Source organism: Winogradskyella sp., from assembly GCF_013042245.1.
Classification (GTDB): Bacteria; Bacteroidota; Bacteroidia; order Flavobacteriales; family Flavobacteriaceae; genus Winogradskyella.
In genome coordinates this window covers 1-12,854 of record NZ_JABDQL010000103.1, presented here as the reverse complement: position 1 = coordinate 12,854, position 12,854 = coordinate 1, and the positions used below count along the sequence as shown (strand labels likewise).

The 12,854-nt window shown below is 33.7% G+C and carries 13 protein-coding genes; 7 read left to right on the top strand and 6 right to left on the bottom strand.

Going from position 1 to position 12,854, the window contains the following annotated elements:
• The 6 genes from HKP48_RS08310 to HKP48_RS08285 all read right to left on the bottom strand — a co-directional run.
• On the bottom strand, nucleotides 1-839 hold an 839-nt coding region (locus HKP48_RS08310), incomplete at its 3' end, for a type IIL restriction-modification enzyme MmeI (protein WP_363928610.1).
• A 191-nt stretch (nucleotides 840-1,030) separates the two neighbouring features.
• Nucleotides 1,031-1,753 (bottom strand): hypothetical protein, encoded by a 723-nt coding sequence (locus tag HKP48_RS08305; protein ID WP_296344744.1) that lies wholly within the window; start codon nucleotides 1,751-1,753, stop codon nucleotides 1,031-1,033.
• Between the two features lie 32 nt (nucleotides 1,754-1,785).
• Nucleotides 1,786-2,070: a DNA-binding protein gene (locus HKP48_RS08300; protein WP_296344742.1), complete on the bottom strand. Its 285-nt coding sequence runs from the start codon at nucleotides 2,068-2,070 to the stop codon at nucleotides 1,786-1,788.
• A gap of 2 nt (nucleotides 2,071-2,072) precedes the next feature.
• The gene (locus HKP48_RS08295; RefSeq protein ID WP_296344740.1) at nucleotides 2,073-2,369 is read right to left on the bottom strand and encodes a helix-turn-helix domain-containing protein; all 297 of its coding nucleotides are present in this window, start codon (nucleotides 2,367-2,369) and stop codon (nucleotides 2,073-2,075) included.
• Between the two features lie 89 nt (nucleotides 2,370-2,458).
• Nucleotides 2,459-3,694 carry a hypothetical protein gene (locus HKP48_RS08290; protein WP_296344738.1) on the bottom strand — a complete coding sequence of 412 codons (1,236 nt, stop codon included), beginning with the start codon at nucleotides 3,692-3,694 and terminating at the stop codon, nucleotides 2,459-2,461.
• Between the two features lie 32 nt (nucleotides 3,695-3,726).
• A complete protein-coding gene (locus HKP48_RS08285) occupies nucleotides 3,727-5,028 on the bottom strand; it encodes a site-specific integrase (RefSeq protein ID WP_296344737.1) in 1,302 nt (433 codons plus the stop codon).
• A 448-nt stretch (nucleotides 5,029-5,476) separates the two neighbouring features.
• Here HKP48_RS08285 and ilvD point away from each other — a divergent pair, with 448 nt between their 5' ends.
• The 7 genes from ilvD to HKP48_RS12280 form a co-directional block, all read left to right on the top strand.
• Nucleotides 5,477-7,156, top strand: a complete 1,680-nt coding sequence (ilvD, locus tag HKP48_RS08280) for a dihydroxy-acid dehydratase (protein WP_296344735.1) — start codon at nucleotides 5,477-5,479, stop codon at nucleotides 7,154-7,156.
• Nucleotides 7,157-7,167: 11 nt separating this feature from the next.
• Complete coding sequence (gene ilvB, locus HKP48_RS08275; protein ID WP_296344733.1) at nucleotides 7,168-8,904, top strand: biosynthetic-type acetolactate synthase large subunit; 1,737 nt, start codon at nucleotides 7,168-7,170, stop codon at nucleotides 8,902-8,904.
• A 2-nt stretch (nucleotides 8,905-8,906) separates the two neighbouring features.
• On the top strand, nucleotides 8,907-9,437 hold the full coding sequence (gene ilvN, locus HKP48_RS08270; protein WP_296344731.1) for an acetolactate synthase small subunit: 531 nt from the start codon (nucleotides 8,907-8,909) through the stop codon (nucleotides 9,435-9,437).
• Nucleotides 9,438-9,447: 10 nt separating this feature from the next.
• Nucleotides 9,448-10,947 carry a ketol-acid reductoisomerase gene (gene ilvC / locus HKP48_RS08265; protein ID WP_296344729.1) on the top strand — a complete coding sequence of 500 codons (1,500 nt, stop codon included), beginning with the start codon at nucleotides 9,448-9,450 and terminating at the stop codon, nucleotides 10,945-10,947.
• 42 nt (nucleotides 10,948-10,989) lie between these two features.
• Nucleotides 10,990-11,289, top strand: a complete 300-nt coding sequence (locus tag HKP48_RS08260; protein ID WP_296344727.1) for an antibiotic biosynthesis monooxygenase — start codon at nucleotides 10,990-10,992, stop codon at nucleotides 11,287-11,289.
• 39 nt (nucleotides 11,290-11,328) lie between these two features.
• Nucleotides 11,329-12,597 (top strand): threonine ammonia-lyase, encoded by a 1,269-nt coding sequence (gene ilvA, locus HKP48_RS08255; protein WP_296344725.1) that lies wholly within the window; start codon nucleotides 11,329-11,331, stop codon nucleotides 12,595-12,597.
• 132 nt (nucleotides 12,598-12,729) lie between these two features.
• The coding region (locus HKP48_RS12280) for a DUF4372 domain-containing protein (RefSeq protein WP_363928609.1) at nucleotides 12,730-12,854 on the top strand (125 nt) is incomplete at its 3' end.

Sequence of the window (12,854 nt, the reverse complement as noted above, 5' to 3'; positions counted from 1 at the left end):
GAGCCAAAAATATCTGGATTGATTTCGCTCCAATCTAAATCGCCACACTCAATAATTATTTTTCGTGCTTCTTTAGTAAACTTCGGTGATACTATTGTATCTCTAAATAAACCACCATTTACATATGGAAATTTATCAAAAGGATCTGCTTCTTTACTATTGTCTTCTGTGTTTAAAACTTTAAAAAGCCTATCTAAAAATGTATTTGTATCACTACCATCTTTTTGCGTATGTTGCTCTAAGGTATCTGTAAACATACCCTCAATAGGAAATATATCGGTGTCTTCTGAAAAAAAGCAAAAGAGCAAACGAGATAGAAAGATGTTTAGGTTATGACCACCATCTTCGTAGATACCAGGATTCTCTTGTACTAATATATCATACATTTTGGCCATCTTTTCAGAGGCTTTTCTATCGGCATAATTCTCGTTTTTTTGTGCGTATTTTTCTTGTCCTGCCCAAGGTAAAAAGAAACCAAAGTGTTTATGGATTTCTAGTATAGGTGTATCTAAGGCTAAGCCTGTTCTTGTATCTTTTGCTAGTAGTGTTTTATAGTCTGTAACAATTACAAAGCGTGGATTGTGTTTTAAGGCATCGGTATTTTTTGTTAGTTCATCTATTGTGTTTAATAGTGCACCAGATTCAACCTCTTTAAAAAGCAGTTTACTTTTATAGAGTACTTCACCTTCAACTTTAGATAAGTTAAAATCCCCTTTCTTTAAACGTGTTATCGTTGTTTTAGATATACCGTAGGCTTTCAGTAAGTCGAATACAAATTCTTCTTTATTGAAATCATTAACTAAGGCTGTTACGTTTTTTTCTATTTGGGTAGCATTCATATAGGCTTTTTGTGTTTTGAAAATACGGTCTATAAAAATATAAATATATATCGGTATAACATTGAGGAATTCCCCATTACATCTTTATCTTTTATTTTAAACACTCTAGGCATGCGCTCTTTTCTTTTCTTTATTTGGTTATTAGTAGTATTAAGAGTTATAGTAGTATTGTTGCACCCTAATATATCTACTTATAATGTTTCTAATTTCTTCCTTCTCTTAAAGTATAAATCGGTGTAAATCTTATCAATTTGTTGAAAATAGTGGTCACCATTGATATAAACTACATTTTGACTAAAACCCAAATATTCGTTACCCTTTTTGGCCACATATACTTGGTCTTTTTTAAGTTTTATGTATTGCTTTTTCACTTCGATTAAACCAAACTTTTCTGCTTGTTGTTTTAATCTAACGGCTTTACATATGGTGATTCCATAAAATTTATGAATACTCAATACAGAGACCTCTGCATATCTTTTGATATCACAGGAAAACGCAATAGACTCATTGGCGCTTCTACTTTTTAGCACGTTGCTACTGCGTTTGAAAAATTTCCTGCAATATGTTTTATAAGGTTGTGTGTATATAATTGCGCCTAATGTTGCTCTTATATGGTTTAGATCGTTATATGTGAAAGGATAGGCTCTGCGTGATACCCAGTCGTAATCTTGTCTTATTTTTTCTAGTGATAGTAGTCTGTAATATTGAAATTCTTCATCGTAATACAGCCACTTTAGTTTTATAAGTCGTTTAAAATTTGACTTTATAGTTTTTGTTGTGTTGCATAGCGTTAAGCTTGCACAGTCAATATTGTATGTATTCCATGTTATCTTACCTAATGGGTAGCTTAATTTTAGATAAACAAATAGCCTAAAGGGGTTTTCGGTATTGTTTAAAACTACCCAATTACACATTTGCAAAGGGATATTAACTGTTGGTGTTTTTGCTATTTTTTTTTACTTGGCTTGTAATTTTCGTCGATAATTCTGTACATATCGGATAGCTTATAAAAAATCTTAGATTTTATTTGAAGGTATGGCAATACACCTTCCTCTCGCCATGTGTGCGCTGTTTTAGAGGTTATCTTAAACAGTGACATAATATCTGCATTATCTAAAATTACATAATCTGGATGCTGATTATTTTTAAGTCGCTGTTGCTTGATGAGATAATCTAGTCTGTCACTAATTTTTCTGAGACTATCGTTTATTGGGTGTTTGAATGTAGACATGACTAACTGTTTTTATTATTAATTTTAATTAATGCTTCGTCTAATTCGGTGCGTTTATACCTGATTAGGTTTCCTAATCTATAAGGCTTTAGAACGCCTTTTTTATTCCAATCTGATAGGGTTACTAATGATACCTTTAAGATTTTTGCTGCTTCTTTTCTAGTGATGTATTCCGCAGGCTTTACAGGTTGAAAATGTTGCGTGATTGCTTTTAACTCTGTTCTTACATCTTCTAAGATGTATTCTTTTAATTCAGTTGGTGAGATACCAAATACTTGTGTTAATTTACTCTGATCCATCGATACGTTTTTATTTGTTTGATGGTGTAAAAGTATATAGCACTTAACTGTTTCTTACCATTGGTGTAACTCCAATAGATACTCCAACACTATGAAAGGTTGTCTAAAATTCGCTCTATTTTATCATTATCCTTTTGGTAGTTTTCACCTAGTTCGCTTGGCTTTTTATCTAATTTTTGAATAGCTGTTTTTATGTTCTTGCCATTTAAACCTGTAAGCAAACTAATTAACTCTGATTGCTTTACTTTGGATGCGTTTTCAATATTTGGATGATTAAAGAAACCTGTTTCCTGAAGTAGTAATACAATTTGATTTACGGTTAGTTGTTTTGATTTTTCCTGTTTCACTGTAAGAGGTGTTTCTTTTTGTTTTCCTGATTTGGTTTCAATAAACGTAACTATTTTTTTAACCTCTAGCATAGCTGCATAGCAATAGAAGTCGATTTGTATGTCTAGCAAAGCGTGTTGTTTGTCATATGTTGTGATATGTTCGCTTGCATAGTAGGTTTCTAATACCTCATTTAATTCTTGATTTTTGAAATTTGGAAACTCATTTCTATCGACTTTATACTTAGTAAGCCATTTATCAATATAGTCCTCAGGAATACTTGCAAAAGGGGTTTTATTGATTTTATCTAACACATAGTTTAGATAATCTTCTTTTTTATCTTTATTGAGAAGCAGTAAGTTTTCCGTGATTTCAGATTCTAAATAAGGGCCATAATGTGTGATGCCATAGTCATACAATTGCATAAATGTATTTTCTTTTATGGCTCTTTCGTTACTAATTTCTTTACAAAAAGCGATTAGATATTCGTCCTTAAATGGTTTGTTGTTTGTTGGTGGTATTACTTCTTGCTTTTTAGGTTTTGGCTTTTTGGATTTCAGGAAGTCTATGAGTTCATCAGCATAAAGTTTGCAGAAATAACTTAAGAAACTAGATTGTACTAAAAATGCTTTGTCCTTTTCTTCAGAAAAGGGTTCCATGTCATTATAGTGTCTTGCTAATACAGCATAAATTGGTTCGCTAAAATCTGCACGCTCTAAAATATCTTCTACCGTTGTATCATATTCTTTTAGCCATCGCTCAATATATCTAAGTCCTGCGTCTTTGATATACTCTTGTTTCTCAATTTCATTGATTAGGAAATCTAAATAGACGTCTTGATTTTCAGTCCTGTTCATTAATTCTTTCAAGACCTGAGACTTTATGTCTGCTATGTAAGTTTGAAATTGCTTAGCAACACCAAAAGCTGTAGATGTTTTTAAAATAGCTTCATCACTAAGCAACTCGCAGAATTTATTAAACGAATAATCATCTACCATAATTTACACGTATTTGTATCGAAAAATAAGAACTATATATTAAAAAAACCGCTCTTAACTATATGCGAGGCTCTTTCTTGTTCTTTAATCCGAATATACTTATAAAATTCTTTTTCTGTGGTATGACCTGAAAATAGCATGATATCGAACACACTCATACCGGCTTTATATTTGTTGGTGCAGAAGCTTCTTCTTGCGGTATGGGATTTGATTAGGTCGTATTTTGGAATCATTTTAGAATGATGAATACCGCCTTTAGTGTATTCGCATTTGATTAAGTCATTCCATTCTAACATTTGCCCAACTTGCTTGATGTTTTCGTTTAGGTCTTGTTCGTGTATCTTTTTTGGTGGTTTACCATTATATCTTGATTTCATTATGGTTTTCATTTCCTTAGTGATAGGGCAATGCACTACTCTACCATATTTACGGTTTTTCTTTTGTTTGATTTCGAAGAATTGCACACCATCGATTTTAACAATATCATCTTCTTTTAAGCCATTATAATCACTTATTCGCTGACCTGTATAGCATCCCATCAGAAAAACATCTCTTGCATGTTCTAACTCAGGATATTTAGATAAATCCTTTTCAAACATTTGTTTTATTTCTTGGTCAGTTAGGTATATTTCAGTGGTTATTTCCTTTTTGACTTTAAAATCATTGCTTTTATATTTTTGGTTAGTAGAATAGCCCTCTGAAACTGCATAGTTTAAAAAAGTTTTAAGTGTTTTTATATGCTTCCCTATAGTGTTTAAAGAATAGTTATTGACTTCCATAAACTTGGTAAATTTATTATAGAAACTCATGTCTATAGCTTGGAATATCAATCTTGTATTATAATATCTTTCGTATTCCTTAAGACGTTTTTGGGTTTGCTTATATGAGCGAAGCGTGACATCTGAAATTTGACCATCCTTTAAATCTATAAATTTTTGTATAGCCTCGAAGAAAGAAAGGTTTTTATTAAACTCCTCGTTAGGTTTTATCTTCTTTGTGTATACGTCTAAATGATACTTTAAAACATCTTTGGATACATCTCCTTGCTCTTTGGTTAATTCAGAATACTTACTATTGATAAATTTTTCTAAGCCACTTAAGAAGTCGTTTACTTCATCTTTATTTGTGATAGAAGCTTTATTTTTTACTCTTTGCTTTTTAAAATCCCAATCCGCATAACAACTTTTATAACCAGTTGAGTATCTGAAACGCGTATTACCATAGGCAAAATTTAAAATAATTAAACTCGGTTTTTGTTTTGAGTTTTGTAGTTTAGCATTCGATTCCCTAAATGCAAAACGTGCTGTACCTTTAGAACGTGAAATAGCAGTCATAACCTTGATTTGTTTGACTTAAAGATACAAAATTGTGTGCTTTTTTGTGTGCTTTTTAGGGTTTATTTATTTAGAATATGCTTAATAAAAACAAAATAGGAATGCTTGATAAACCTGTGTTTTATAGGGCTTATAAGCAGAATTAATAAGAAATGAAATATTTTAGTAAGGTTTTAGTTGGTGCTGGAGGCACCACTTTAAAACCCAATTCTAATGAATTGGGTTTTTTGGTTTTATACTTTTTATATTTCTCTCTCATTAAAAAATTATTCAAAAACTTCAACGACTTGAACATCATATGAAATATTTTATATTTATATGATTTTCAATATCTTAAAACACTCCTAGTAGTGTTGAGTTTAGATGAACTTAATCTTAAAATTTAATACAGACCTAATACAAAGCTTACTTTAGATTTTTGAATAGATTATCACTTTGTAGTAAAAACATGAATCCATTAAATAAATATAGCAAAACAGTTACTCAAGACCCAACACAACCAGCTGCGCAAGCCATGTTACATGCCATTGGACTTACCAAAGAAGACTTTTATAAACCAATCGTTGGTATTGCAAGTACAGGTTACGAAGGCAATCCTTGCAATATGCATCTTAATGATTTAGCTAAATTGGTTAAAGAAGGTACAAAAAATGAAGATATAGTTGGCTTAATATTTAATACTATAGGTGTAAGCGATGGCATTTCTATGGGAACTCCAGGAATGCGCTACTCATTACCTTCTCGTGATATTATTGCCGACTCAATGGAAACTGTAGTGCAAGCCATGAGTTATGACGCATTGGTAACAGTTGTGGGTTGTGACAAAAATATGCCAGGTGCCTTAATGGCAATGATACGGTTAAACAGACCAAGTGTTTTGGTTTATGGAGGCACTATTGATTCTGGTTGTCATAATAATAAAAAACTAGATGTGGTTTCTGCATTTGAAGCTTGGGGAAGTAAAGTTGCAGGTACCATGACTGAAAACGAATACCAGAGCATAGTCGAAAAAGCATGTCCTGGAGCTGGCGCCTGCGGCGGTATGTATACTGCAAATACCATGGCATCTGCCATAGAAGCTTTAGGTATGGCATTACCATACAATTCCTCTAACCCTGCACTAAGTAATGAAAAAAAGGAGGAATCAATAAAGGCGGGTGAAGCCCTTCGTCTTTTACTAGAAAAAGACATCAAACCATCGAATATTATAACTAAAAAATCTCTTGAAAATGCAATAAGACTAGTGACCATATTAGGCGGTTCTACTAATGCTGTGCTTCATTTTTTAGCCATTGCCAGAGCAGCAGAAATTGACTTTACTTTAAAGGATTTTCAGGATATCAGTGACAATACCCCTTTTTTGGCTGATTTAAAACCTAGTGGAAAATATTTAATGGAAGATTTACATGCTATTGGAGGAATACCTGCTGTATTAAAATACCTTCTTAAAAAAGGACTTTTACATGGTGATTGCTTAACAGTTACAGGAAAAACAATGGCTGAAAACTTATTAGACCTTCCAGATTTAACCGAAGGACAGGATGTCATAAGACCCGTAGAAAAACCAATTAAAATTTCAGGTCATTTACGTATGCTTTATGGCAATTTAGCCTCAGAAGGAAGCGTAGCAAAAATAACAGGTAAAGAAGGATTAAGCTTCAAGGGTAAAGCCATAGTTTTTGAAGGCGAATATGCCGCTAATGATGGCATAAGAGATGGAAAAGTAAAAAAAGGTGATGTTGTGGTTATTCGATACGAAGGCCCTAAAGGAGGCCCTGGAATGCCAGAAATGCTAAAACCAACCGCTGCTATTATGGGTGCTGGCTTAGGAAAAAATGTGGCTTTGATTACAGATGGCAGATTCTCGGGCGGAACTCACGGATTTGTAGTTGGCCATATAACGCCTGAAGCACAAGAAGGTGGCACCATAGCATTAGTTCAAGATGGCGATATTATTTCCATAGATGCAGAAACAAATACAATTTCAGTTGAAGTTTCTGAAGAAGAGTTACAAAAAAGAAGACAAAACTGGAAAGCTCCCAAATTAAAATTTGAACGTGGTGTCCTTTATAAATATGCAAAAACAGTAGCATCTGCTTCTAAAGGATGTGTTACTGATGAATTTTAAACAAAGTGTCTATGAAAGAAACACAATCTATAAAAACACATAGCAAACCCCAACAATCTCCAGAGCGTATTTCTGGTAGTGAGGCTATCGTAAGATGCCTAATAGAAGAAGGTGTAAAAATACTATATGGGTATCCTGGTGGTGCAATTATGCCAGTCTACGATGAATTATATAAATATCAGAATAAGATTCATCATGTCCTTACACGCCATGAACAAGGCGCCACACACGCTGCACAGGGCTTTGCAAGAATATCTGGTGAGGTTGGTGTAGCCATGGCAACCTCAGGACCTGGGGCAACTAACCTTATTACAGGAATTGCAGATGCACAAATAGACTCTACGCCAATGGTATGTATTACGGGGCAAGTGACATCGCATTTATTAGGTAGTGATGCCTTTCAAGAAACTGATATTGTTGGGATTTCAACTCCTGTTACCAAATGGAACCATCAAGTCACTAAGGCTTCTGAAATACCGGAAGTCATCGCCAAAGCATTTTATATTGCTAAAAGTGGGCGACCAGGACCTGTTCTTATAGACATCACAAAAGATGCACAGTTTGAAGAACTTGACTTTAACTACAAAAAATGCACTGGGATTAGAAGTTATAATCCTGTACCAAAAATAGATGAAACAGTCGTAAAAGTAGCTGCAGACCTGATTAACAAGGCTAAAAAACCGATGATTGTTTGGGGGCAAGGTGTTATTTTAGGTGAAGCCGAGGAAGAACTTAAAGCTGTTATTGAAAAAGCTGGCATTCCTTCTGCATGGACCATTTTAGGAGCTTCTGCCATCCCTACCTCTCACCCATTAAATATTGGTATGGTAGGCATGCACGGTAATTATGCGCCTAATGTTTTAACCAATGAATGTGATGTACTCATTGCAATAGGTATGAGATTTGATGATCGTGTAACAGGAAATTTAAACACCTATGCAAAACAAGCCAAAATAATTCACTTTGAGATTGATTCCGCCGAAATAGACAAAAACGTAAAAACAGATGTTGCAGTTTTAGGAGATGCAAAATCGAGTTTAAAAACATTACTGCCACTGCTCAATGTAAATTCACATGAAGCATGGCACCAAAAGTTTAAAGAACTGTATAACGTAGAATACGAAAAAGTTATAAAAAAAGACCTTTACCCCACTAAAAAGGGTTTAACCATGGGTGAAGTATTGAAAGAAATTAATACACAAACCAAAGGAGAGGCAGCAATTGTAAGTGATGTTGGTCAACACCAAATGATAGCATGTCGCTATGCAGAATTTAATCAGACCAAAAGTAATATTACCTCAGGTGGCTTAGGAACTATGGGCTTTGGTCTACCAGCAGCCATTGGTGCAAAAATGGCAAAACCAGAAAGAGAAGTCATATCAATTTCTGGCGATGGAGGTTATCAAATGACTATACAAGAACTTGGTACGATTTTTCAACAAAAAACAGCCGTAAAAGTCGTAGTGCTTAATAACGATTTCTTAGGTATGGTTAGACAATGGCAACAATTGTTTTTTGATAAACGCTATGCGTCTACTGAGATGACTAATCCAGACTTTGTAGCCATTGCAAAAGGCTATTACCTTAATGCCAGAAGGGTCTCCAAAAGAGAAGAGCTGGCAGATGCCGTGGCAGAAATGGTGGCAAGCAAAGAACCCTATTTCCTAGAAGTTTGTGTAGAGAAAGAAGATAATGTGTTTCCGATGATACCATCAGGAGCAACTGTATCTGATATAAGATTAGAGTAATTATGAAAAAAGATATCAAACCTTTTTTAGTATCAATTTATACTGAGAATAATATTGGATTGTTGAATAGAATTTCTGCAATTTTTCAGCGTAGACATATAAACATTGAAAGTTTAAATACCTCGAAATCTGAAATTGAGGGAGTTTCTAGATTTACGTTAGTCGTAAATATTACCGAAGACCAAATGAAAAAAATTATTGGTCAGTTAGAACGGCAAGTGGAGGTTATCAAAGCATATTATCACACAGATGATGAAACCATTTATCAAATATCTGCCATGTTTAAGATTAAATCAAATTTGTTGTTTGAAGAACGTCAAATACAAAATATTATTAAAGAAAGTAACTCAAGAATTGTCACTGTAAATAAAGTGTTTTTTGTTCTCGAAAAATCAGGAAGAAAAGAAGAAATAGACTTATTATACAGAGAGTTAAGTGCTTTTGGTATTATGCAATTTGTTCGCTCAGGCCGTATTGCAGTGACAAAAAACGAGATGAAAATATCAACAATGCTAGAAGCATTTCAACATTAAAAAAATAACAATGTCAAATTATTTTAATACCTTATCATTAAGAGAACAATTAGAACAATTAGGAAAGTGTCGTTTTATGGATGCTTCTGAATTTGAAGATGGAGTAAACGCCTTAAAAGAAAAGAAAATTGTAATTGTTGGTTGTGGCGCACAAGGATTAAACCAAGGGCTCAATATGAGAGATTCCGGTTTAGATATTTCTTATGCCTTACGCCAAGTGGCTATTGATGAAGAACGTGACTCATACAAAAATGCAACATCTCATGGTTTTACTATTGGCACATACAACCAATTAATTCCTACAGCAGATTTAGTTCTAAACCTAACGCCAGACAAGCAACATACCAACGTTGTAAAAGCTGTAATGCCGTTAATGAAAAAAGGAGCTACTTTAAGTTACTCACATGGATTTAATATTGTAGAAGAAGGCCTTAAAATTCGTGAAGATATCACTGTTATTATGGTAGCCCCAAAATGTCCAGGTACTGAGGTTAGAGAAGAATACAAAAGAGGATTTGGTGTTCCGACATTAATTGCTGTTCACCCAGAAAATGACCCAGAAGGAAAAGGCTGGTCACAAGCAAAAGCCTATGCAGTGGCTACTGGAGGGCATAGAGCTGGTGTTTTAGAATCATCTTTCATTGCCGAAGTAAAAAGTGATTTAATGGGAGAACAAACTATTTTATGCGGATTACTACAGACAGGTGCTATTTTATCCTTCGATAAAATGGTAGAAGAAGGTATTGAACCAGGCTATGCTGCTAAACTTATACAATTTGGATGGGAAACCATTACTGAAGCTTTAAAGCATGGGGGTATTACTAATATGATGAATCGCTTATCTAACCCAGCTAAAATTAAAGCGTTTGAATTATCGGAAGAATTAAAAGGTATCATGCGTCCATTATTTAATAAACATATGGATGATATTATCTCAGGTCATTTCTCAAAAACCATGATGGAAGATTGGGCTAATAATGACGCTAACTTACTAAAATGGCGAGAAGCTACTGGCAAAACTGCTTTTGAAAAAACAGCACTTACAACAGATTATATTTCTGAACAAGAATATTTTGACCATGCAACATTACTAGTAGCTTTTGTAAAGTCTGGTGTAGAACTAGCTTTTGAAACTATGGTAAGCGCTGGTATTATTGAAGATTCAGCATACTACGAATCTCTGCACGAATTACCATTGATTGCAAATACTATTGCGCGTAAGAAATTGTTTGAAATGAACCGCGTGATTTCTGACACTGCAGAATATGGTTGTTATTTATTTGACCATGCTTGTAAACCTTTACTAGCAGATTTCATGAAAACCGTTAATTTATCTGTAATTGGAACCCCATTTGCAAAAACAAACGCCGTAGATAATATTGAACTTATTGCAGTGAATGACGCCATAAAAAATCATCCTATTGAAAATGTTGGACAACGATTACGTGCTGCAATGACAGCAATGAAAGTAATTAAATCTCAACCAACTCAAGAGAGTGTTTTAGCATAGATTTGTTATTCCTGTACAAGCAAAAATCAATAAATTAAAGAGATGATTTTAGAAACAGCTATTCTGAATGTAAAAGAAAACCTTGAGAAACAATTTGAAATAGATTTTTTAAAAGCTAAAAAATATATTAGTGCAATTAAAGGTTATAAAGGCCATACGTTGAGAAAGTGTATTGAGGTAAAAAATAAATATTTATTGCTTGTAGATTGGGAAACTGTAGAAGACCATAATATTGGTTTTAGAGAATCTGAAGAATATAAAAAATGGAAAACACTACTACACCACTATTATGAACCATTTCCAACAGTTGAACATTATGAAACAGTAATTGAAAATAAATAATAGTAATTGAAAACATTTTCACTTTTGTGAGAATTAATAATGGAAAACGTTACAACAACATATAAGCCTAATTTAAAAGATGTTGAAGCTGCAGCAGAAAAATTAAAAGGGATAGCATCCGTAACCCCTTTAATTAAGAATACGCAGTATTCAAAACAGTTTGATGCCAATATTTTTTTTAAAAGAGAAGATTTGCAAGAAGTGCGCTCTTATAAAATTAGAGGTGCTTATAATAAAATCTCCTCTCTAAGTGCGTCTCAAATCGAAAATGAAATTGTTTGTGTAAGTGCCGGAAATCATGCACAAGGTGTTGCCATTTCCTGTAAAATCTTAAAAATAAAGGGAACTATCTTTATGCCATCACCAACGCCTAATCAAAAGATTGAACAGGTAAAAATGTTTGGTGAAGACTATATAGATGTGGTTTTAATAGGTGACACATTTGATGATGCTTATCATGCTGCAATGACAGAATGTGAGCGTCTCAACAAAACATTTATTCATCCTTTTGATGACGAAAAAGTAATTGAAGGTCAAGCCACAGTTGGCTTAGAAATTATAGACCAAGCCAAAGTAGATCCTATACATTATGTATTTGTGCCTATTGGCGGTGGCGGTTTATCGGCAGGGCTGTCAAGTGTCTTTAAGGCGCTATCACCGCAAACCAAAATTATTGGTGTTGAGCCTAAAGGTGCACCTTCAATGTTAACCTCTATTAAAAACAACAGAAACACACGATTAAAAACTATAGAAAATTTTGTAGATGGTGCCGCTGTAAAACGTGTTGGCGATTTAAACTTTGCCATTTGTAAAGAAAATTTGCATGACGTGGTTATGGTTGATGAAGGTAAAATTTGTCAAACCATATTAGACCTATATAACAAAGATGCGATTGTTGTAGAACCTGCTGGCGCACTAAGCCTTTCTGCTTTAGAACAATTTTCTGAAGATATAAAAGGTAAAAATGTAGTATGTATCATTAGCGGGAGTAATAACGATATCACGCGCACAGCAGAAATAAAAGAACGTGCTCTGCTCTATGCAAATCTTAAGCATTACTTTATTATAAAATTTCCTCAACGCGCAGGAGCATTGCGAGAATTTGTAACCACTATTTTGGGACCTGATGACGATATTACTCACTTTGAATATACCAAAAAAGTAAATAGAGAAAATGATGTTGCAGTAGTAGGGCTACAATTAAAATCACCAAAAGATTTGGACCCTTTAATTACAAAAATGAAACTTCATGACTTCTTTGGAGATTACCTCAATGATAAACCTGATTTGTTTCAGTTTTTAATATAATTGTTCACTAGTGAGCAATAAAAATAAATAAAAGTTCTTTGAAATTCTTTGTTAATCGTATTTGTAACGACTTTTAACAGCGTGACGATTTGAAATAGAAAATGGACTTTTGCTTTAAAATAGCAAAAACCCATGAATCAAGGCAAATACATTTTCGCTCAACTTACAGACTTTCTACCAAGGCGAGTTTTTGATAGAATAGTTAAAACATATAGCGGTAATAAGCACGTAATGACCTTCACATGTTGGAACCAAAT

Bases quoted from the DNA above. Each gene is read 5' to 3' on its own strand.
- ilvC (WP_296344729.1), top strand. From the start codon at position 9,448: ATGTCAAATTATTTTAATACCTTATCATTAAGAGAACAATTAGAACAA.
- ilvB (WP_296344733.1), top strand. From the start codon at position 7,168: ATGAAAGAAACACAATCTATAAAAACACATAGCAAACCCCAACAATCT.
- HKP48_RS08305 (WP_296344744.1), bottom strand. From the start codon at position 1,753: ATGTGTAATTGGGTAGTTTTAAACAATACCGAAAACCCCTTTAGGCTA.
- HKP48_RS08260 (WP_296344727.1), top strand. From the start codon at position 10,990: ATGATTTTAGAAACAGCTATTCTGAATGTAAAAGAAAACCTTGAGAAA.
- HKP48_RS08295 (WP_296344740.1), bottom strand. From the start codon at position 2,369: ATGGATCAGAGTAAATTAACACAAGTATTTGGTATCTCACCAACTGAA.
- HKP48_RS08290 (WP_296344738.1), bottom strand. From the start codon at position 3,694: ATGGTAGATGATTATTCGTTTAATAAATTCTGCGAGTTGCTTAGTGAT.
- HKP48_RS08285 (WP_296344737.1), bottom strand. From the start codon at position 5,028: ATGACTGCTATTTCACGTTCTAAAGGTACAGCACGTTTTGCATTTAGG.
- ilvA (WP_296344725.1), top strand. From the start codon at position 11,329: ATGGAAAACGTTACAACAACATATAAGCCTAATTTAAAAGATGTTGAA.
- ilvD (WP_296344735.1), top strand. From the start codon at position 5,477: ATGAATCCATTAAATAAATATAGCAAAACAGTTACTCAAGACCCAACA.
- HKP48_RS08300 (WP_296344742.1), bottom strand. From the start codon at position 2,070: ATGTCTACATTCAAACACCCAATAAACGATAGTCTCAGAAAAATTAGT.
- ilvN (WP_296344731.1), top strand. From the start codon at position 8,907: ATGAAAAAAGATATCAAACCTTTTTTAGTATCAATTTATACTGAGAAT.